Annotated in this window: 19 protein-coding genes; 12 read left to right on the plus strand and 7 right to left on the minus strand. The window is 70.6% G+C overall.

The window, feature by feature from the left end; all coding sequences use genetic code 11:
• The first annotated feature begins 293 nt into the window (after positions 1 to 293).
• From aceE to OHT76_RS12300, 3 genes are all read left to right on the plus strand, one after another.
• Positions 294 to 2,996 carry a pyruvate dehydrogenase (acetyl-transferring), homodimeric type gene (gene aceE, locus OHT76_RS12290; protein ID WP_328870827.1) on the plus strand — a complete coding sequence of 901 codons (2,703 nt, stop codon included), beginning with the start codon at positions 294 to 296 and terminating at the stop codon, positions 2,994 to 2,996.
• A 55-nt stretch (positions 2,997 to 3,051) separates the two neighbouring features.
• A complete protein-coding gene (locus tag OHT76_RS12295; RefSeq protein ID WP_328870828.1) occupies positions 3,052 to 4,038 on the plus strand; it encodes a helix-turn-helix transcriptional regulator in 987 nt (328 codons plus the stop codon).
• Positions 4,039 to 4,114: 76 nt separating this feature from the next.
• Positions 4,115 to 4,633, plus strand: coding sequence for a DUF4240 domain-containing protein (locus OHT76_RS12300; protein ID WP_328876511.1), 519 nt, complete (start codon positions 4,115 to 4,117; stop codon positions 4,631 to 4,633).
• Here the strand turns inward: OHT76_RS12300 and OHT76_RS12305 are convergent.
• Positions 4,600 to 4,800, minus strand: coding sequence for a hypothetical protein (locus OHT76_RS12305; protein WP_328870829.1), 201 nt, complete (start codon positions 4,798 to 4,800; stop codon positions 4,600 to 4,602). The genes OHT76_RS12300 and OHT76_RS12305 overlap by 34 nt on opposite strands.
• 105 nt (positions 4,801 to 4,905) lie before the next feature.
• Complete coding sequence (locus tag OHT76_RS12310) at positions 4,906 to 5,721, minus strand: peptidoglycan recognition protein family protein (protein ID WP_328870830.1); 816 nt, start codon at positions 5,719 to 5,721, stop codon at positions 4,906 to 4,908.
• Between the two features lie 186 nt (positions 5,722 to 5,907).
• Here OHT76_RS12310 and OHT76_RS12315 point away from each other — a divergent pair, with 186 nt between their 5' ends.
• Complete coding sequence (locus OHT76_RS12315) at positions 5,908 to 7,101, plus strand: MarP family serine protease (RefSeq protein WP_328876512.1); 1,194 nt, start codon at positions 5,908 to 5,910, stop codon at positions 7,099 to 7,101.
• Positions 7,102 to 7,120: 19 nt separating this feature from the next.
• Positions 7,121 to 7,267 (plus strand): hypothetical protein, encoded by a 147-nt coding sequence (locus OHT76_RS12320; protein WP_328870831.1) that lies wholly within the window; start codon positions 7,121 to 7,123, stop codon positions 7,265 to 7,267.
• Here the strand turns inward: OHT76_RS12320 and OHT76_RS12325 are convergent.
• Positions 7,248 to 7,748 carry a GNAT family N-acetyltransferase gene (locus OHT76_RS12325; protein ID WP_328870832.1) on the minus strand — a complete coding sequence of 167 codons (501 nt, stop codon included), beginning with the start codon at positions 7,746 to 7,748 and terminating at the stop codon, positions 7,248 to 7,250. The genes OHT76_RS12320 and OHT76_RS12325 overlap by 20 nt on opposite strands.
• Positions 7,749 to 7,818: 70 nt before the next feature.
• On the opposite strand from OHT76_RS12325, the gene OHT76_RS12330 reads away from it, so the two are divergent.
• On the plus strand, positions 7,819 to 8,718 hold the full coding sequence (locus OHT76_RS12330) for a TIGR01777 family oxidoreductase (RefSeq protein ID WP_328870833.1): 900 nt from the start codon (positions 7,819 to 7,821) through the stop codon (positions 8,716 to 8,718).
• Positions 8,719 to 8,886: 168 nt separating this feature from the next.
• A complete protein-coding gene (locus OHT76_RS12335) occupies positions 8,887 to 10,230 on the plus strand; it encodes an NAD(P)/FAD-dependent oxidoreductase (protein ID WP_328870834.1) in 1,344 nt (447 codons plus the stop codon).
• A gap of 45 nt (positions 10,231 to 10,275) precedes the next feature.
• On the opposite strand, the gene OHT76_RS12340 is transcribed toward OHT76_RS12335, so the two are convergent.
• Positions 10,276 to 11,715 carry a regulator gene (locus OHT76_RS12340; RefSeq protein WP_328870835.1) on the minus strand — a complete coding sequence of 480 codons (1,440 nt, stop codon included), beginning with the start codon at positions 11,713 to 11,715 and terminating at the stop codon, positions 10,276 to 10,278.
• A gap of 234 nt (positions 11,716 to 11,949) precedes the next feature.
• On the opposite strand from OHT76_RS12340, the gene lipB reads away from it, so the two are divergent.
• The 4 genes from lipB (at position 11,950) to OHT76_RS12360 (ending at position 15,049) form a co-directional block, all read left to right on the plus strand.
• Positions 11,950 to 12,747 (plus strand): lipoyl(octanoyl) transferase LipB, encoded by a 798-nt coding sequence (gene lipB / locus OHT76_RS12345; protein WP_328870836.1) that lies wholly within the window; start codon positions 11,950 to 11,952, stop codon positions 12,745 to 12,747.
• Positions 12,748 to 12,853: 106 nt separating this feature from the next.
• Positions 12,854 to 13,819, plus strand: coding sequence for a lipoyl synthase (lipA, locus tag OHT76_RS12350; RefSeq protein WP_328870837.1), 966 nt, complete (start codon positions 12,854 to 12,856; stop codon positions 13,817 to 13,819).
• Positions 13,820 to 14,066: 247 nt separating this feature from the next.
• Positions 14,067 to 14,267, plus strand: a complete 201-nt coding sequence (locus OHT76_RS12355) for an SCO2195 family GlnR-regulated protein (protein ID WP_328870838.1) — start codon at positions 14,067 to 14,069, stop codon at positions 14,265 to 14,267.
• An 80-nt stretch (positions 14,268 to 14,347) separates the two neighbouring features.
• The gene (locus OHT76_RS12360; RefSeq protein ID WP_328870839.1) at positions 14,348 to 15,049 is read left to right on the plus strand and encodes a DUF4191 domain-containing protein; all 702 of its coding nucleotides are present in this window, start codon (positions 14,348 to 14,350) and stop codon (positions 15,047 to 15,049) included.
• Positions 15,050 to 15,067: 18 nt separating this feature from the next.
• Here OHT76_RS12360 and OHT76_RS12365 read toward each other — a convergent pair whose 3' ends face one another.
• The 3 genes from OHT76_RS12365 to OHT76_RS12375 form a co-directional block, all read right to left on the minus strand.
• Positions 15,068 to 15,571, minus strand: coding sequence for a flavin reductase family protein (locus OHT76_RS12365; protein WP_443049781.1), 504 nt, complete (start codon positions 15,569 to 15,571; stop codon positions 15,068 to 15,070).
• 7 nt (positions 15,572 to 15,578) lie between these two features.
• Positions 15,579 to 16,301, minus strand: a complete 723-nt coding sequence (locus OHT76_RS12370; protein ID WP_328870840.1) for a hypothetical protein — start codon at positions 16,299 to 16,301, stop codon at positions 15,579 to 15,581.
• A 96-nt stretch (positions 16,302 to 16,397) separates the two neighbouring features.
• Positions 16,398 to 16,865, minus strand: a complete 468-nt coding sequence (locus OHT76_RS12375) for an RDD family protein (protein ID WP_328870841.1) — start codon at positions 16,863 to 16,865, stop codon at positions 16,398 to 16,400.
• 210 nt (positions 16,866 to 17,075) lie between these two features.
• On the opposite strand from OHT76_RS12375, the gene glnA reads away from it, so the two are divergent.
• On the plus strand, positions 17,076 to 18,485 hold the full coding sequence (gene glnA / locus OHT76_RS12380) for a type I glutamate--ammonia ligase (protein ID WP_328870842.1): 1,410 nt from the start codon (positions 17,076 to 17,078) through the stop codon (positions 18,483 to 18,485).
• Positions 18,486 to 18,514: the final 29 nt, after the last annotated feature.

An 18,514-nucleotide genomic window follows, 5' to 3' on the forward strand; every position in this document is an offset into this window, starting at 1 on the left:
AGGCCCAAGCCCTGAGCGAACGCCCGGGCCACGAGACCTGAGCGCACCCCCGCTCATACGTCGTCCCACCTGGGAAAACTCACGTCACCCGGTGCCACCGCCAGCGGCACCCCGTGCCGACTTTCTCGTTATCGAGAGGTTTTCCCCTTCAACCCTTTGATCGATCATCGATCAGGGAGTTACAGTCGCCGACGGGTCTGAACCGAGACCCACGCCCTGTCCTGCCAAAGACCAAGGGCACCCCCGAACCCTTACCGATGAGGGAACCCCCTTCGACTGAGGAAGGCGGCGACATGACCGACCCCTACGCCATCCAGCCCAGCGAGCTCGACCAGCTCCACGACCGGGACCCGGAGGAGACCGCCGAATGGCAGGCCTCGCTGGACGCGGTCGCCAAGGCGGCCGGCCCGCACCGTGCGGCTTATCTGATGCGTCGCACGCTGGAGCGCGCGGAGGGCACCGGCATCGCGCTGCCCAAGCTGCTCGAGACCGACTACCTCAACACCATCCCCACCGCCGCCGAGGCACCCGTCCCCGGCGACGAGGAGATGGAGCGGAAGATCACCGCCTGGAACCGCTGGAACGCGGCCGCCATGGTGACCCGCGGCAGCAAATACGGCGTCGGCGGCCACATCGCCACCTTCGCCTCCGCCGCCTGGCTGTACGAGACCGGCTTCAACCACTTCTTCAAGGGGAAGGAGGCGGACGGGTCAGGTGACCAGCTGTACATCCAGGGGCACGCCTCCCCCGGCATCTACGCCCGCGCCTTCCTCGACGGGCGGCTGAACGAGCACCACCTCGATCACTTCCGCCAGGAATCCGGCGGCAACGGCCTCCCGTCGTACCCGCACCCGCGCCGCCTTCCCTGGCTGTGGGAGTTCCCGACCGTCTCCATGGGTCTCGGTCCGCTCTCCGCCATCTACCAGGCGCGCTTCAACCGGTACCTCACCAACCGGGGTATCAAGGACGTCTCCGCCTCGCACGTGTGGGCCTTCCTCGGTGACGGCGAGATGGACGAGCCCGAGTCGACGGCCGCACTCGCGCTGGCGAGCCGTGAGGGTCTCGACAACCTCACCTTCGTCATCAACTGCAATCTGCAGCGCCTCGACGGCCCGGTCCGCGCGAACTTCAAGATCGTGCAGGAGCTGGAGGCCCAGTTCCGCGGCGCCGGCTGGAATGTCATCAAGACGCTGTGGGGTACGGCGTGGGACGAACTGTTCGCGCTCGACACCACGGGTGCGCTCGTACGACGGCTCCGCCAGGTACCGGACGCGCAGGTCCAGACGTACCAGACCCGTGACGCCGCCTATATCCGCCAGGACTTCTTCGGCGCCGACCCGGCGCTCGTCGAGATGGCGAAGCTGCTGAGCGACGACAAGATCCTGGAGTGCTTCCACCTCTCCCGCGGTGGTCACGAGGCGCGCAAGGTCTACGCCGCCTACAAGGCCGCCGTCGAGTTCAAGGGCGCGCCGACCGTGATCCTGGCCCAGACGGTCAAGGGTCACACCCTCGGCGAGGGCTTCGCGTCGAAGAACGCCAACCATCAGATGAAGAAGCTGACGGTGGACGAGTTCAAGACGATGCGTGATCTGCTCGAACTGCCCATCAAGGACAGCGACTTCGTCGACGGTGTGGTGCCTTACGGCCACCCGGGCGCCGACTCCCCCGAGGTCCGTTACCTCCAGGAGCGTCGCGCGGCCCTCGGCGGTCCCGCCCCGGCCCGTCGTACGCACGCCGTCGCCCCGCTGCCCGCCCCCGCCGAGAAGGCGTTCGCCTCCTTCGACAAGGGCTCGGGCAGCCAGAACGTGGCCACCACCATGGCCTTCGTCCGGCTCGTCAAGGACCTGGTCCGGGACAAGGAGACGGGCAAGCGCTGGGTGCCGATCGTGCCGGACGAGGCGCGCACCTTCGGTATGGAGAGCCTGTTCCCGTCGCTGGGCATCTACTCGCCCAAGGGGCAGACGTACGAGCCCGTCGACCGCGACCAGCTCATGTACTACAAGGAGGCCAAGAACGGCCAGATCCTCAACGAGGGGATCACCGAGGCCGGTTCGATGGCCGACTTCATCGCCGCTTCCACCGCGTACTCCACGCATGGCGAGGCGATGATCCCGTTCTACATCTTCTACTCGATGTTCGGCTGGCAGCGCACGGCCGACCAGATGTGGCAGCTCGGCGACCAGCTCGGCCGCGGCTTCCTCATCGGCGCCACCGCCGGTCGTACGACGCTGACCGGTGAGGGTCTCCAGCACGCCGACGGCCACTCCCCCGTCATCGCGGCGACCAACCCCGCCGCCCTGACGTACGACCCGGCCTTCGCCTACGAGGTCGCGGCCATCGTCAAGGACGGTCTGCGCCGGATGTACGGCGAGGCGGCGCCGGGTGAGGACGCGAACGTCTTCTACTACCTGACGGTCTACAACGAGCCGATGCCGCAGCCCGCGAAGCCGGCCGGACTCGGTATCGACGAGGGCATCGTCAAGGGCCTGTACCGCTTCAACACGGCGGAGTCGGCGGGCGTGACCGTGCCGGCGAACGCCCCGCGCATCCAGCTGCTGGGCTCCGGTACGGCGATCCACTGGGCGCTGAAGGCGCAGCGGATGCTCGCCGAGGAGTGGGGTGTCGCGGCCGACGTCTGGTCGGCGACGTCCTGGACCGAGCTGCGGCGCGACGCCCTGGAGGCGGACGCGGCGCTGCTGCGGGGCGAGGAGCGGGTGCCGTACGTACGGCAGGCGCTGCACGGTGCCGAGGGTCCGGTGCTGGCGGTCTCCGACTACATGCGGCAGGTCCCCGACCAGATCGCGCAGTGGGTCGAGCAGGACTACTCCTCGCTGGGCGCCGACGGCTTCGGCCTCTCCGACACCCGTGAGGCGGCCCGCCGTCACTTCGGTGTGGACGCCGAGTCCATCGTGGTCGCGGCGCTGGCCCAGCTCGCCAAGCGCGGCGAGGCCCAGGCGACGGCGGTGAAGGAAGCGCGCGAGAAGTACGGCCTGTAAGACAGGACGTCAAGGAGGCCCTCACTTCGGTGGGGGCCTCCTGCATGATGGCCGTATGCGCGCCGCACGTCTGATCAAGATGGTCCTGCTGCTCCAGTCCCGGCCCTCCATGACCGCGGCCGAGCTGGCTCGGGAGCTCGAGGTGTCCGAGCGGACCGTGACCCGGGATGCGCAGGCGCTGTCGGAGGCGGGGGTTCCGGTGTACGCCGACCGGGGGCGCGCCGGAGGCTATCGGCTGATCGGGGGGTATCGGACGCGGCTGACGGGGCTGCACCGCAGTGAGGCCGAGGCGCTGTTCCTGTCCGGGGTGCCCGGGGCGCTGCGGGAGATGGGGCTCGAGGATGCCGCCTCCGCCGCGCGGCTCAAGGTGTCCGCCGCTTTGATGCCGTCGCTGAAGGATGCCTCGCGGACCGCCTCCCAGCGGTTCCATCTCGACGCGCCCAACTGGTTCAAGGAGCCCGAGACACCCGCGCTGCTGCCCGCGGTCGCGGAGGCCGTGTGGGACGACCGGCGGGTCGTCGCGGTGTACCGGCGGGGCGAGGGTGAGGTGCGGCGGGAGCTGGAGCCGTATGGGCTCGTGCTGAAGGCCGGGGTCTGGTATCTGTGCGCGCGGGTCGCGGGCCATGGGACGTACCGCGTCTATCGCATCGACCGGTTCACCGCCGTCGAGGCCGGCGAGGAGCGGTTCGAGCGGGACGAGGAGTTCGATCTGCCCGCCTTCTGGGAGGAGCGGGCCGAGCAGTTCGCGCGGTCCATCCTGCGCGCCGAGGTCGTCGTACGGCTCTCCCCGGACGGTGTGCGCAGGCTGCCGTACGCCGTCGATCCGCAGTCCGCGCGGGAGGCGCTCGCGGAGGCGGGCGAGCCGGACGGGGCCGGGTGGGTGACCGCGACGGTTCCCGTGGAGTCCGAGGAGGTCGCGCACACCCAGCTCGCCTCGCTGGGCCCGGAGGTCGAGGTGCTGGCGCCCGAGACCCTGCGGGCGCGCTGCGCGGCCGACGCGATCCGTCTTGCCGCGCTGTACGGCGCGGAACAGGCGCGATAACAACCGCGGACGCCCGATAACAATCCGCCACACTCCACGTGCGCCCCACCCGTCCAGGGCCGATGCTGGACCCGTGATGGACGAGACGGAGTTCTGGGAGCTGGTGGACGCCACCCGCGAGGCCGCCGAGGGCGACCCCGAGGAGCAGGCCGACCTGCTGGTGGAACGGCTCCTGCAGCTGGACCCCGAGATGGTCCTCGACTTCGCCCGTCATTTCGAGGCCCGCTACAACCGCGCCTACACCTGGGATCTGTGGGGCGCCGCCTGGGTGCTGCTGGACGGCGCGAGCGACGACGCCTTCGACTTCTTCCGGTGCTGGCTGATCGGCCAGGGCCGGGAGGTGTACGAGGGCGCTGTGCACGATCCCGACTCGCTCGCCGATCTCCTGGACGACTTCGACGAGGAGTTCGACGGCGACGGCGAGGAGCTCGGCTACGCGGCCGACGAGGCCTACGAGCAGCTCACCGGCACCGTCGCCCCGGACCTCGGCATCCCGCCCGCCGCCGCGGAACCGGAGGGCGCCCCCGTCGACTTCGAGAACGAGCGGGCACTGGCGGATCGTTACCCCAAACTCTGGGACCGGTTCCGGGACTGACGGCTCGGGTCGGACGGGATGTACGCCTGCGTCCGGTCGGCCTTCATCGCGTGATGCTGGGGTGCCGCGTTGGCCTGGTCGAGGGCCGACGCCGTGACGGCGGCCGGTCCCAGGACGACGGTCGCGACCGCACAGACCACCGTCCACATACGCCTGCTGCTCTTCATGTGTCCCCACCTCCGGTCGGCTTGTGATCACGACGGTAGGGCGGCGGGATCTGAGCACCCTGCGGGAGCGCTGTGCCCTTCCTGTGAGCCTCGGTTCCGGCGAGCTCAGCGGCGGCCCTGTAGGCGGGCCGCCAGCCCCCGGATCTCGGGCAGCCGGGCGCTGAGGGCGGCGCCGGGGCAGCTGGTCATGTAGCCGTCCGTGTGCCCGGCGAGGGCATGCAGGGTGGCGGTGGTGCCGCGCGAGTACCGGCTGCCGCTGTTGCTGGAGACCAGGCGGACCTTCGCGCGCGGGTCGGTGTCGGACAGGCCCAGCTTCCAGGCGGCCAGCGCGGCGATGGAGTCGGTCATCGCCTTGGGCACCTCCGCGCCGGCCGTGAAGGTGCCGAGGGCGGCGATGCCGGCGGTGCGGTGGTTGAAGCCCTGGGTGTGGGCGCCGGTGACGGGGCGGTCGGTGCCGCCCGCGCGACCCTCGTAGATGGTGCCGCAGCGGTCGACGAGGAAGTTGTAGCCGATGTCGTCCCAGTCCCGGCCGCCCGTCTGTCCCGTGTACAGGTAGCGGATGATGCGGGGCGCCTCGGCGCAGTCGTAGGCGTTGGGCGAGTCGGTGTGGTGGATGAAGACGGCGACGACCTTGTCGTCGTAACGCGGCGGCGGCTGCTTGCGACGGGTGTCCTCGTCGAGCCATTCCGAGCGCGGCACGATGGGCGGCCGGCTGGCGGCGTGCAGGGCGGCGGGACGGGCCGCGAGGGGGCGTACGGCGGCCGTGGGGCGCTCCACGCCGCTCGCGCACAGGACCAGCGCCGTCACGGCGGCGAGCCCCGGCAGACAGCCGAGCGCGACGAGCGCCGCGCCGGGTATTCGGGCGGTACGACGCCTTCGTGCCCCCCGCGTTCTTCGGAAGGCCGGTCGGAAGACACACATGGACCCACTGTCCGACGGATCCGCTCCGCCCGCGATGTGCGCTCTGCCACCTGGTGGAACCATCGTCATGGTCTGCGGCGTTTTCCGGGGTACACGCACGCGTGGCCCGTCCGGGCGCCACGCGCGCGTGGCTGATCATCGGGCCCGTTCCGTGCGTACTGGATGGTCCGAGAGAAAGGCGGCTCCGTGGACCTGCTCGACATCCTGCTGTTGCTGGCGATCCTGGCCTACGCGGCGTCCGGTTACCGGCGTGGTCTGGTCGCCGGGTGCGTCTCGCTCGCCGGGTTCGTGGGCGGCGCGGTCATCGGTGTGTGGGTGCTGCCGTGGGTCATGGAGCTGGTGACGCCGGGGACGACCGCGGCGACGGTGACCGCGGTGCTGACGGTGCTGGTCCCGGCGGCGGTGGGGCACGAGCTGGCGGGGCGGCTCGCGCTGCGGTTGCGCCGGGAGCTGGACCGGGGGCCGCTGCGGGTGGCCGACGGGATCGGCGGGGCGGTGGCCAATTCGGTGGCCGTGCTGATCGTGGCCTGGGTCGCCGCGAGCGTGCTGGCCGCGTCCTCCTCGCCGCTGCTGACGTCGGCGATCCGGGACTCCCGGCTGCTGGGGACCGTGCAGGACGCGATGCCGGACACGACCCCCGGGTGGTTCTCCAACGCCACTTCCGCGCTGACCCAGGCGGGCTTCCCGCAGGTGTTCAACCCGTTCGAGAACGAGTCGACTGCCGAGGTCGCCCGGCCCACCGGCGACAGTGTCACCGCGGCCGCCACCAACGCCGCCAAGCTGAGCACGGTCAAGATCGAGGGTGTCGCCGGCACCCAGGGCCGCGAGGGCAGCGGCTTCGTCTACGCGGCGCGGCATGTGATGACCAACGCCCATGTGGTGGCCGGTATCGACGAGCCGAGCGTGCGGGTCGGCGGGGTGGGACAGTCGTATGCCGCACGGGTGGTGCTGTTCGACCCGGACAAGGACGTGGCGGTGCTGTACGTGCCCGAACTGAGGGCGCCGGTCCTGAAGTTCGACGACAATGCGGCGCGCGGCGACTCCGCGGTGGTCGCCGGTTATCCGCAGGACGGCGATCTCAATCTGCAGGCGGCCACCGTGGCCAACCGGGTGCGGGCGACGGGCCAGAACATCTACAACGACGAGAGCGTGACCCGCGAGATCTACTCGATCCGCTCCACCGTCCGCCCGGGCAACTCCGGCGGCCCGCTGCTGACCACCGAGGGCCGGGTGTACGGGGTGGTCTTCGCCCGCTCCACCTCCGACGACGAGACCGGCTACGTGCTGACCGCCGCCGAGGTCGCCGGGGACGCCGGGGACGCCGAGCGGGCGGCGCAGGCGACGCGGGCGGTGGACACGGGCGAGCTGGTCACGTCGTAGGACGGTCCGCTCCCCGATCATGGGAGACCTCTCTGATCTCCAGGAGGTTCCCGTGGCCGTCTTCTTCCTGATCTCCCTGCTCGTGGCGGGCGCCGCCCTCTTCCTCGCGGTACGCCGACGTCGCGCGGCCGCCGCCTACGACCAGGTCAGAGACTGCGCCCCATGACGACGTCGTCGACGTAGACGCCCTCCATGAAGAACTCCTCGGGCAGTACGCCCTCCACCACGAATCCCTCGGACTCGTAGAGCTTTCGGGCCGGGGTGTTGTGGCCGAGGACCCGCAGGGTCAGCCGACGGGCACCGCGGCGCCGGGCCTCCTCGACGGCCGCCCGGATCAGCGCGCGCCCGACACCCAGACCCCGCGCCTCGTCGGCGACGGCCAGCCCCTGGATCTGCCGGACATGCGCGTTCGAGGCGAGCGGAGTGGGGAAGGCAAGCCGGGTGTAGCCGACGAGACGGCCGTGCAGCTCGGCGACCAGATAGTCGTCGGGGTGGTGGCGCTCATCGAAGAAAGGGTTGTACGGCGGTTGCGGGCGCGGTGTGACCGCGTGCAGCGTCGACCAGGTGGCACGGTCGAGGCGGGCCAGCTCCTCCTCGTCGTCGGGGAGGGCGATACGTATGTGCGGCGCTGGGCGGGACTCGGACATGGCGGCCACCTTACGACGCCGACAGGCCGAGCTGACCAGGCATTTATGACGGCGGGGACAGGATGGGATCATGGAACTTTCAAGAATCGCGGTGGCCGGGGCGTCCGGGCTCATCGGCGGCGCCCTGGTGCGGTCCCTGACGGCGGACGGGTACGAGGTGGTGCGCCTGGTACGGCGCGCGCCCCGGGCCAAGGACGAGATCCGCTGGGACCCCGAGGCCCGGTTCGTCGACGCGGCCTCGCTCGCCGGATGCGACGCGGTGCTCAACTTCGCGGGGGCCAACGTGGGTTCGCGGCGCTGGACGGACGCGTACAAGACACGGATCCGGTGCAGCCGGGTGCTGGGCACAGCGGCACTCGCGGAGGCCATGGCGAGCATGGACCAGCCGCCGCGGGTCTTCGTCAACGGCAGCGCGATCGGCTACTACGGCGAGACCGGCGACCGGGTCGTCGACGAGAGCGCGCCGCACGGAGAGGGGTTTCTGCCCGAGCTGTGCGTGGAGTGGGAGGGGGCCGCGGCGCCCGCCGAACGGGCGGGTGTGCGCACGGTGTTCGTGCGCACGGGTCTGGTGGTGGCCCGGCGCGGCGGGGCGTGGGGACGGCTGTTCCCGCTGTTCAAGGCGGGGCTCGGCGGGCGGATGGGCGACGGGCGGCAGTACTGGTCGTTCGTCTCGCTGCACGACGAGGTGGCGGCGATCCGGCATCTGATGGCGGCCGAGGGCCTGTCGGGGCCGTTCAACGTGACCGCGCCCGAGCCGGTGACGAACCGTGAGATCACCGCGGCGATGGGGCGCGTGCTGCACCGGCCGACGCTCTTCACGGTGCCGGCGCCGGTGCTGCGGACGGTGCTCGGGGAGATGGCCGGGGATGTGCTCGGCAGTGCGCGGGTGGTGCCGAAGCGGCTGTTGGAGTCGGGGTTCAGCTTTGCGTTCCCGGACATCGAAGGGGCCGTACGGGCAGCACTGCGATGACGTACGACCAACCTCCTGTCCGTATGCGACCGTTGTGCGACCGTGCCCTGTCGATGCGCGACTTCCCCTGACCGATCACGGCCCTAACCTCGACCCGAACTCGGGTATCCCCGGAGCCTGTTGGGGGCATGACGTCTCCACCGGCCGCGCAACCTCGAGGAGGGGCACGTGCTTGAGCCCGCGTACCAGGCGGACGTCGTCGTGGTGGGAGCCGGGATCGCCGGCCTCGCGGCGGCGCATCGGCTGACCAGCGCAGGAGTGACCACCGCCGTTCTGGAGGCCGCCCATGACGTGGGCGGCCGTATGTCGACCGAGAAGGTCGACGGCTTCCGGCTCGACCGCATCGGGCAGCTGATGTCCACGTCGTATCCCGAACTGCGACTGACCCCGGGACTCGACGCGCTCGCCCTGAGCACCTTCGCTCCGGGGGTCCTGCTGCACAGCGACGGACGACACCATCGCGTGGGCGCTCCGGCGCCTCAGGGTGGCGCAAGGGGCGCACTCCACGCGGCGCGCGCCCTGGCGAGCGCCCCCCGGCCCGCCTCGGCGCCGCGCGCGCCGCTGGGCACGGCGGTCGACCAGGCGCGACTCGCCGCCGCGCTGGCCCGTCTCGCGGGCACGCCCGTCGAACGCCTGCTGGCCCGCCCGGAGTCGACGGCCAGTCGGTCGCTGACGACCCGCGGTCTTCCGGCCCGCACGGCCGACGGCTTCCTACGGCCGCTGCTGTCGGCCCTGCTGTGCGATCCGGAGCTGACGGCCTCCAGCCGATGCGCGGATCTGGCGCTGCACTCCTTCGCCAGCGGGCGGCTCTGTGTGCCGGAGGGGGGCGCGGAGGCGCTGCCGCATCTGCTCGCGCGCTCGCTGCCCGCGGGGACCGTGCACACGGGGGTGCGGGTCACCTCGGTCTCCACGACCTCGGTGACCACGGCGGAGCACGGCGTGTTCCGCTGCCGCGCGGTTCTGTTGGCCACGGGCGCCCGCACCGCCGCCGAACTGCTGCCCGGCCTGCGGGTCCCGGACTTCCACCCGGTGACGGTCGTCCACCACACGACGGACGAGCCGCCGACGACCGGCGCCGCACTGCTCCTGGACGCCGACAGGGGCGGCCCGGTCGCGCACACGGCGGTGGTGAGCGCGGTGGACCCGACGCGGGCGCCCGCGGGCCGGGCCCTGGTGTCGTCGACGATCCTGGGCACACCCCCGGCCGACCTCGATACGGCGGTCCGCACCCACCTCGCGCGCCTGTACGGCACACCCACAGCACGCTGGGAAACACTGGCGGTGCACCACACCCCCGACGCGGTCCCGTCCATGCGCCCCCCGCACGACCCCCACCGCCCGGTACGCCTCCTGGCAGGCCTGTACGTCTGCGGCGACCACCGCGACACCAGCACCGTCCAGGGCGCCCTGCACTCGGCCCACCGCGCGGCCCGCTCCCTCCTGACGGACCTGGGAGCGGCGGGCTCACTGCACAGGGCGGAGCCGGTGGCTACGGAGGCGAGGGCGGCGTAGCGGCGCTCGGTTCGGCACCGCCACGCCGGCGGTGCCGGACCCCCCTCAGCCCAGTACCGCCGCCACCTTGTCCCGATAACCCCTCACCGGCGCCGCGTCCTTGTACGGCTCCAGCCTGCGTTCGAAGTCCCTGATGTACTCCAGGGCCCTCACCGAGCGCATCTCAGCCGCCTGGCCCGCGGCCTCCGCACCCAAGGCGCAGGCCTGGTCCAGTTCGCCCAGGCCCAGGCGGGCGGAGGCGAGCACTACTCGGCAGAAGAGGCGGCTGCGGGCGAAGGCGGGGGCCCGGAGTTGGAGGGAACGCTCGGCGTGCTGCACTGCCGCCCGGAACTGTTGCAGGTCCCGGTGGCAGTGGCCGAACTCGTCCGCCAGTTGCGCCTCGTCGAAGAAGCGTGCCCAGTGCGGGACCTCGTCGCCGGGCCGGGCTGCCTCCAGGGCGCGCTCGGCGCGGACCAGGGACGCCGTGCACGCCCGTACCTCCCCCAGCACCCCGTGCCCGCGTGCCTCGGCCGAGTGCAGCAGCGCCTGGACGGTGGGCGGGGCGGTGGTCCCGACGCCCTGCTGGGCCACCCGGGCCAGCTGCACCGCCTCCCGCCCGTGCCCGAGATAGACGGCCTGCCGGCTCATGGTGACCAGCACATACGAGCCGTACGCCCGGTCCCCTGCCGCCTGTGCCAGCCGCAGCGACTGGACGTAGTACCGCTGCGCGAGACCGTGCGCTGCGATGTCGTACGAGGTCCAGCCCGCGAGGCGGGTCAGGTCGGCGGCCGCGGCGAACAGACGGCGGCCGGTCTGCTCGCCGTAGGTGCCGCGCAGCATCGGCTCGCACTCGTGCTCCAGGTAGCGCACGAGGGCCTGGCGGGCATGGCCGCCGCCGTACATGTTGTCGAGGGTGCGGAAGAGCTCGCCGACCGAGCGGAGGGCGTTGATATCGCCCCCGGTGACCTTCTGGCCGGGGCCGCGCTCGGCCTGGCCGCGCTGGCGGGGTACCGAAGGGCGGTTCTGCACCGGCACCCGCACCGGCCCCTCGCCGTGCGCGACCTTGTCGTCGGCCCGGCCGATCAGCCAGTCCCGGCTGGGCACCACCAGCCCGGCCGGGGTGAACGCGATCTTGCGCAGTTCGGCGTGGCTGCCGGAGTCCTTGCGCCACAGACCGCTGACGATGTCCACGGCCTCCTCGGGGGTCGCGGCGAACTCCAGGCCCGCGTAGACGGGGGCGCAGGCGTCCAGACCGAGGTCCTGGGCGGTGAGCCGGCGGCCGAGGCGGCGGGTGAAGACCTCGGCGATGAGGGCGGGGGTGGTGCCGCGCGGCTGCTGTCCGCGCAGCCACCGGGTCACGGACGTCTTGTCGTATCTCAGGTCCAGCCCGTGTTCGAGTCCGAGCTGGTCCACGCGACGAGCGAGACCCGCGTTGGAGAACCCCGCTTCTGCGATGAGCGCGGCGAGCTGGCGGTTGGGAGTGCGCTGCGCGGGTCGTTCCGTCATCTGCGGTGCGGTCTCCTGCCTTCCAGGCCTTTGACTTGCCCGGATTGCCTGTGAGCAGCCCTTATGGCCTCTGTGAACGGCGCGAATGTAGCGGAGAGTGAGCAGGTGATCGCACACTTCCCCACCCGTTCATCCGATCGTGTGAGGATTGGCCCCAGGGCTGACGCTCGACCGGCAGTCGTACAGTGGCGTAGGCACCATTCGTGCCTTACGACGTCCAGGGAGGCGCTTGCCGTGAGTGAGTTGCGGTTCGTCCGTTTGGGGTTCGGCGCTGATGCCGTCGAGTACCAGGAGGCCTGGGACGAGCAGCGCCGGGTGCACGCGGCGCGGTTCGCCGACGAGGTCCCCGACACCGTGCTGCTCCTCGAACACCCGCCGGTGTATACGGCCGGACGCCGCACCGCGGACAACGAGCGCCCACTCGACGGCACCCCCGTCATCGACGTGGACCGCGGCGGCAAGATCACCTGGCACGGCCCGGGCCAGCTGGTCGGCTACCCGATCCAGAAGCTCCCGCGTCCGGTGGACGTCGTGGCGCATGTACGGCGCCTCGAAGACGCCCTGATCCGCACCTGCGCGGAGTTCGGCCTGGAGACCACCCGGGTCGAGGGCCGCAGCGGAGTCTGGGTGCTCGGCGACCCGGTCGAGCAGCGCCCCGCCATCGGCGGCCTGTCCCTCGACTTCGACCCCCGTCTGCAGGACGAGGAGTTCGACGCCCGTCTGAACGGCCCCGAGTACGCCCCGTCCAACGCGGGCCAGCGCCGCGAGGACCGCAAGATCGCCGCGATCGGCATCCGGGTCGCCAAGGGCGTCACGATGCACGGCTTCGCGCTGAACGTGAACCCCGACAACAAGTGGTTCGACCGCATCATCCCCTGCGGCATCCGCGACGCGGGCGTCGCCTCCCTCGCCACCGAGCTCGGCCGGGACGTGACGATCGACGAGGTGCTGCCGGTCATCGAGCGGCACTTGAGGGAGGTACTGGAGAACGCGGAACTGAAGCCGCGGGAGATCGAGAAGGCGGCCGTCTGACGCCGGGAATCAGCCCTGCGGCCATGGGGTTGGCCTCACGGCAGGGCTGAGTAAACACGGGCGTACCCTGGTGTACGCCGAAGAATCGAAGCTACAGGGAGCCGATGTGTCCGCAGTCACACCCGACGGACGCAAGATGCTGCGCCTTGAGGTCCGGAACGCCCAGACCCCCATCGAGCGCAAGCCCGAGTGGATCAAGACCCGGGCGAAAATGGGTCCCGAGTACACGAAGATGCAGAACCTCGTGAAGAGCGAGGGGCTGCACACGGTGTGCCAGGAAGCCGGTTGTCCCAACATCTACGAGTGCTGGGAGGACCGCGAGGCGACCTTCCTCATCGGCGGCGACCAGTGCACCCGGCGCTGCGACTTCTGCCAGATCGACACCGGCAAGCCCGAGGCGCTGGACCGCGACGAGCCGCGCCGCGTCGGCGAGTCCGTGGTCACCATGGACCTGAACTACGCCACCATCACCGGCGTCGCCCGCGACGACCTGGAGGACGGCGGCGCCTGGCTGTACGCCGAGACGGTCCGCCAGATCCATCAGCAGACCGCCGGCCGTGAGGCAGGCCGCACCAAGGTCGAGCTGCTGGCCCCCGACTTCAACGCCGTCCCGGAGCTGCTCCAGCAGGTCTTCGAGTCCCGGCCCGAGGTCTTCGCGCACAACGTCGAGACGGTCCCCCGGATCTTCAAGCGCATCCGCCCGGGCTTCCGCTACGAGCGTTCGCTGAAGGTCATCACCGAGGCCCGTGACTTCGGTCTGGTCACCAAGTCGAATCTGATCCTCGGCATGGGCGAGACCCGTGAGGAGGTCAGCGAGGCGCTGCGCCAGCTGCACGAGGCGGGCTGCGAGCTGATCACCATCACGCAGTACCTGCGCCCCTCCGTGCGCCACCACCCGGTGGAGCGCTGGGTCAAGCCGAACGAGTTCGTGGAGCTGAAGGAGGAGGCCGAGCAGATCGGCTTCTCCGGTGTGATGTCGGGCCCGCTGGTCCGCTCCTCCTACCGCGCCGGCCGGCTGTACCAGATGGCCGTCGAGAAGCGTGGTTCTTACGTCGCCTCGCAGGCCGTCTGATGGCACGGAGTGCCACCGGGCGCGTGTGAAACTGCGCACAAGCAACTACCGCTCGGTAAAGGCCAATTGACGCGGTCCTGGGCGTCCCCGCAGATGGGCACGTCGTCAGGGCCGCGTCAACGTTTTCGTGCTCCCTATCAAGGCTTCATTGGCGTTTGACCGGTCGGTCACGCCCTGGTAACACCAATCAGTGACGCTGGACTCACACCACGTACACCCGAAGCCGCTCCGAGGGGGGACCTCCACCATGCAGGCCGCGCCGGTACGCGCCACCGCCATTCCGTCCTTCACCACTGCACTCCGTGCCGTCGAATCGCTGCTCATGAGCAGCGGCCAGCGCACCGCCCGCCGCAATGCCTGGACGTCCGTCCTCGAGGACCGCCGCCGGGCCAAGGACCGTGTCGAGGCCCAGCAGGTGCTGGAGCGGGCGCACGCCCCCCGTCTCTGACCGCGAGGGACCACCGGTGGACCGCCGAGGGACCGGCACTGCCGTCGTCGGCGCTCGCGGGGCCACGTAGACTTCGTCCCATGGCGAGAAGTGACAGCGCGGCAGATGCCGCTAACCCCGGGCGTCTGAAGCAGATCGCCCTGACGTACAAGATGACCCGCAGGGCCGACAAGACGATCGGCTTGGTGCTTGCGGGGGTCTTCCTCCTCATCCTCGGTGTCTTTCTCGCGATCGGCTTCCTGATCGGTCACCCGATCTACCTCGGCATCCTGGGTGTGCTGCTCGCCTTCCTGGGCACGGCGATCGTGTTCGGGCGGCGGGCCGAGCGGGCCGCCTTCGGGCAGATGGAGGGCCAGCCGGGCGCGGCCGCGGCCGTACTGGACAACATCGGCCGGGGCTGGACGACCACCCCCGCGGTGGCGATGAACCGCAGCCAGGACGTGGTGCACCGGGCGGTCGGCAAGGCCGGCATCGTGCTGGTCGCCGAGGGCAACCCGAACCGGGTGAAGAGCCTGCTGGCCGCCGAGAAGAAGAAGATGAACCGCATCGTCGCGGACGTGCCGGTGCACGATCTGATGGTGGGCACGGGCGAGGGCCAGGTCGAGCTGAAGAAGCTGCGTACGACGATGCTCAAGCTCCCGCGAGTGCTCTCCGGTCCCCAGGTCACCGCGACCAACGACCGGCTGAAGGCCATGGGCGACCTGATGAGCAACATGCCGCTGCCGAAGGGGCCGATGCCCAAGGGCATGAAGCTCCCCAAGGGCGGCCCGAAGGCCCGCTGAGCCTCAGGCCCGCATCGCTCAGGCCAGCGTCCTGAAGGACCGGTCGTAATAGTCCATCGGGGAGCCTTCCCCCAGCCGTACACCCGTCACCCGGCCGATCAGGACCGTATGGTCCCCGGCCGGGTGACGTGCGTGTGCCACACAGTCCAGCTCGGACAGGGCCCGCTCGACCGTCGGCAGTCCGCCGGGGCCGATCCGCAGCCCGCCGGAGGCGAACTTGTCGGCGCCCTTGGTCGCGAAGCGCTCCGCGAGCGAGCGGTGGACCGGGGAGAGCACGCTGACCGCGAAGCGGTCGCAGCGGGCGAACGACGTCGCCGAGTCGGCGGAGTTCGCCAGACACACCAGGACCATCGGCGGCTCCAGTGACACGGAGCAGAACGAGCTGGCGGTGAAGCCACGGGGGGTGCCGTCCTGGCACCGGGTGGTCACCACCACGACACCCGAGGGGAAGCGGCCCATCGCGACCCGGAACTCCTCGGGCGCCACGGCCGCGTCCGGTATCTCTGTGTCCTGGTCCATCATGACGTGACTATCGGTTCACGGCGTACATCGGCACGATGTGGCAGCGCGCGTCGGATGCGGGGGCCCGGCCGGCGTGGACGGCGGAGCGGGCCAGGGTCCGGTGCTCGGGCACGAAGACGTCGGAGAGCACCAGGGTGTCGCTGCCGGTGCCCCGCATGCCCACGGAGTACCAGCTGTCGGTGATCGTGAAGTCCTTCTGCGGCACCGCGAAGTAGCGCACCTCGGGCCGCCCCTGCGGGTCCTCGGACGGCTCGTCCGGTACGGCCACGCAGGCGAGCGCCCAGTCGGCGAAGTGCACCCCGCTGATGTACTTCCACTCACCGCTCAGCCGCCAGCCGCCGTCCACGCGGCACGCCGTGCCGGACGGCATCAGCGCGGCGGCGAGCAGGGCGTCCGGTCCGTCCGCCCAGATCTCCGCCTGCCCCTGTTCGGGCAGGAACGCCGCGTACCGTCCGGCGTAGGCGGACAGGGACGCCGCCCAGGCGGCCGAGGTGCAGCCCTCGCCGACGAGGAAGACCGCGGAGGTCAGCTCGGTGAAGCCACCGGCCGTACCGCCATGCGCCGCGGGTACGAAGTGGCGCGCGAACCCGGCGTTCCGGACCGCGTGCACCACCTGTGGCGAAAGACGCCGGGCGGCTTCCGCCTCCTCGCTGTGCCGGGCCGCGATATCGGCGACCTGGAACGCCCTCGCCACGATCGTCGACGTGCTGTCGTTCGACATCCTGTCCATGGCGGCAGTGTTTCGAACGCGGTTCGATTTCGACGGGACCCCGGGCCGTGGCGCCGCAGGGGTCACCCGACCGGCGTCATATATGCGGACTGCGGCTCAGATGCGGACCTCGACCGTGCGCGCCAGCCGGTCGTGCAGGCCCCGGCCGTCGCGGTCCCAGATCAGGGCGGGGACGGCGAGGCAGAGCAGGACCGTGCGCAGCAGGGCGCGCAGCGGGTTGACGCGGCCGGTGTCCAGGGCGAGCACCCTGAGGCCGAAGAGCCGCTTGCCCGGGGTGAAGCCGACACTGCCGAGGGTCAGGGCGCTCATCACGAACAGGATGAGCAGCGCCCAGTTGCCGGTGGCGGTGTCGTAGCCCTGTGTGATCAGGCCGTATGCGATCAAGAGGCACAGGCCCCAGTCCACGGCCAGGGCGCCGAGGCGCCTGCCCGGGCGGGCGATGGAGCCGGGCCCGTGCTCCGGCAGACCGAGTTGCTCACCCCGGTATCCGAAGTCGACACCGGCGTCCTCCATGGCCGCGCGGGGCCCGGAGAGCCAGGATCCGAGTGCTTGCCTGTTGTCCACCCGTCCACGGTACTGCGCCCGTATATGACCGGGGACAGGCGGGGTGGATCGGGGCTACCGTGGAAACCGGGCTGGTTAACTTGTGCGAAACAAATGGGTCACGCCTGAGAAATCACGCGTCCCTAGGGTCGAGGTCAGCGTGTGCCACCGCACTGGCCGCACGAACGAACTACCACCCCGGCACGGACGGTCGGGAGTAGGAGGAGCTGGATGTTCCAGAACGCCGACGAGGCCAAGAAGTTCATCGCGGACGAGGACGTCAAGTTCATCGACGTCCGCTTCTGCGACCTGCCGGGTGTGATGCAGCACTTCACGCTGCCGGCGACGGCCTTCGACCCGGACGAGGAACTGGCCTTCGACGGCTCCTCGATCCGCGGCTTCCAGGCCATCCACGAGTCCGACATGGCGCTCCGCGCCGACCTGTCCACCGCGCGCGTCGACCCCTTCCGCCGCGACAAGACGGTCAACATCAACTTCTTCATCCACGACCCGATCACGGGCGAGCAGTACAGCCGTGACCCGCGGAACGTGGCCAAGAAGGCCGAGGCGTACCTGGCGTCGACCGGTATCGCGGACACCGCGTACTTCGGTCCCGAGGCCGAGTTCTACGTCTTCGACAGCGTGCGCTTCGCGACCCGCGAGAACGAGTCCTTCTACCACATCGACTCCGAGGCGGGCGCCTGGAACACCGGTGCGCTGGAGGACAACCGCGGCTACAAGGTCCGCTACAAGGGCGGCTACTTCCCGGTCCCGCCGGTCGACCACTTCGCCGACCTGCGTGCCGAGATCTCCCTGGAGCTGGCCAACTCCGGCCTCCAGGTCGAGCGCCAGCACCACGAGGTGGGCACCGCAGGACAGGCCGAGATCAACTACAAGTTCAACACGCTGCTCGCCGCGGCCGACGACCTTCAGCTCTTCAAGTACATCGTGAAGAACGTGGCGTGGAAGAACGGCAAGACGGCGACCTTCATGCCGAAGCCGATCTTCGGTGACAACGGCTCGGGCATGCACGTCCACCAGTCGCTGTGGAGCAACGGCGACCCGCTGTTCTACGACGAGGCCGGCTACGCGGGCCTGTCGGACATGGCCCGCTACTACATCGGCGGCATCCTCAAGCACGCCCCGTCGCTGCTGGCCTTCACCAACCCGACGGTGAACTCCTACCACCGTCTGGTGCCGGGCTTCGAGGCGCCGATCAACCTGGTGTACTCGCAGCGCAACCGCTCCGCCGCGATGCGTATCCCGATCACGGGCTCCAACCCGAAGGCCAAGCGCGTCGAGTTCCGCGCGCCCGACTCCTCCGGCAACCCGTACCTGGCCTTCTCGGCGCTGCTGCTCGCGGGCCTGGACGGCATCAAGAACAAGATCGAGCCGGCCGAGCCGATCGACAAGGACCTGTACGAGCTGGCTCCCGAGGAGCACGCGAACGTCGCCCAGGTCCCGACCTCCCTCCCGGCCGTCCTGGACTCCCTGGAGCGCGACCACGAGTTCCTGCTCGCCGGCGACGTCTTCACGTCCGACCTGATCGAGACGTGGATCGACTTCAAGCGCGCGAACGAGATCGCCCCGCTGCAGCTGCGTCCGCACCCGCACGAGTTCGAGCTGTACTTCGACGTGTGATCGACGCCTGAGCCGTCCGTCGGCGCCCC

The organism is Streptomyces sp. NBC_00287 (genome assembly GCF_036173105.1).
Taxonomy (GTDB): domain Bacteria; phylum Actinomycetota; class Actinomycetes; order Streptomycetales; family Streptomycetaceae; genus Streptomyces.

Bases quoted from the DNA above. Each gene is read 5' to 3' on its own strand.
- OHT76_RS12305 (WP_328870829.1), bottom strand. From the start codon at position 4,800: ATGAAGAGCAGCAGGCGTATGTGGACGGTGGTCTGTGCGGTCGCGACC.
- OHT76_RS12340 (WP_328870835.1), bottom strand. From the start codon at position 11,715: ATGACGGAACGACCCGCGCAGCGCACTCCCAACCGCCAGCTCGCCGCG.
- OHT76_RS12365 (WP_443049781.1), bottom strand. From the start codon at position 15,571: ATGATGGACCAGGACACAGAGATACCGGACGCGGCCGTGGCGCCCGAG.
- glnA (WP_328870842.1), top strand. From the start codon at position 17,076: ATGTTCCAGAACGCCGACGAGGCCAAGAAGTTCATCGCGGACGAGGAC.
- OHT76_RS12370 (WP_328870840.1), bottom strand. From the start codon at position 16,301: ATGGACAGGATGTCGAACGACAGCACGTCGACGATCGTGGCGAGGGCG.
- OHT76_RS12320 (WP_328870831.1), top strand. From the start codon at position 7,121: ATGGGAGACCTCTCTGATCTCCAGGAGGTTCCCGTGGCCGTCTTCTTC.
- OHT76_RS12355 (WP_328870838.1), top strand. From the start codon at position 14,067: ATGCAGGCCGCGCCGGTACGCGCCACCGCCATTCCGTCCTTCACCACT.
- OHT76_RS12300 (WP_328876511.1), top strand. From the start codon at position 4,115: ATGGACGAGACGGAGTTCTGGGAGCTGGTGGACGCCACCCGCGAGGCC.
- OHT76_RS12310 (WP_328870830.1), bottom strand. From the start codon at position 5,721: ATGTGTGTCTTCCGACCGGCCTTCCGAAGAACGCGGGGGGCACGAAGG.
- aceE (WP_328870827.1), top strand. From the start codon at position 294: ATGACCGACCCCTACGCCATCCAGCCCAGCGAGCTCGACCAGCTCCAC.
- OHT76_RS12330 (WP_328870833.1), top strand. From the start codon at position 7,819: ATGGAACTTTCAAGAATCGCGGTGGCCGGGGCGTCCGGGCTCATCGGC.
- OHT76_RS12360 (WP_328870839.1), top strand. From the start codon at position 14,348: ATGGCGAGAAGTGACAGCGCGGCAGATGCCGCTAACCCCGGGCGTCTG.
- OHT76_RS12325 (WP_328870832.1), bottom strand. From the start codon at position 7,748: ATGTCCGAGTCCCGCCCAGCGCCGCACATACGTATCGCCCTCCCCGAC.
- OHT76_RS12295 (WP_328870828.1), top strand. From the start codon at position 3,052: ATGCGCGCCGCACGTCTGATCAAGATGGTCCTGCTGCTCCAGTCCCGG.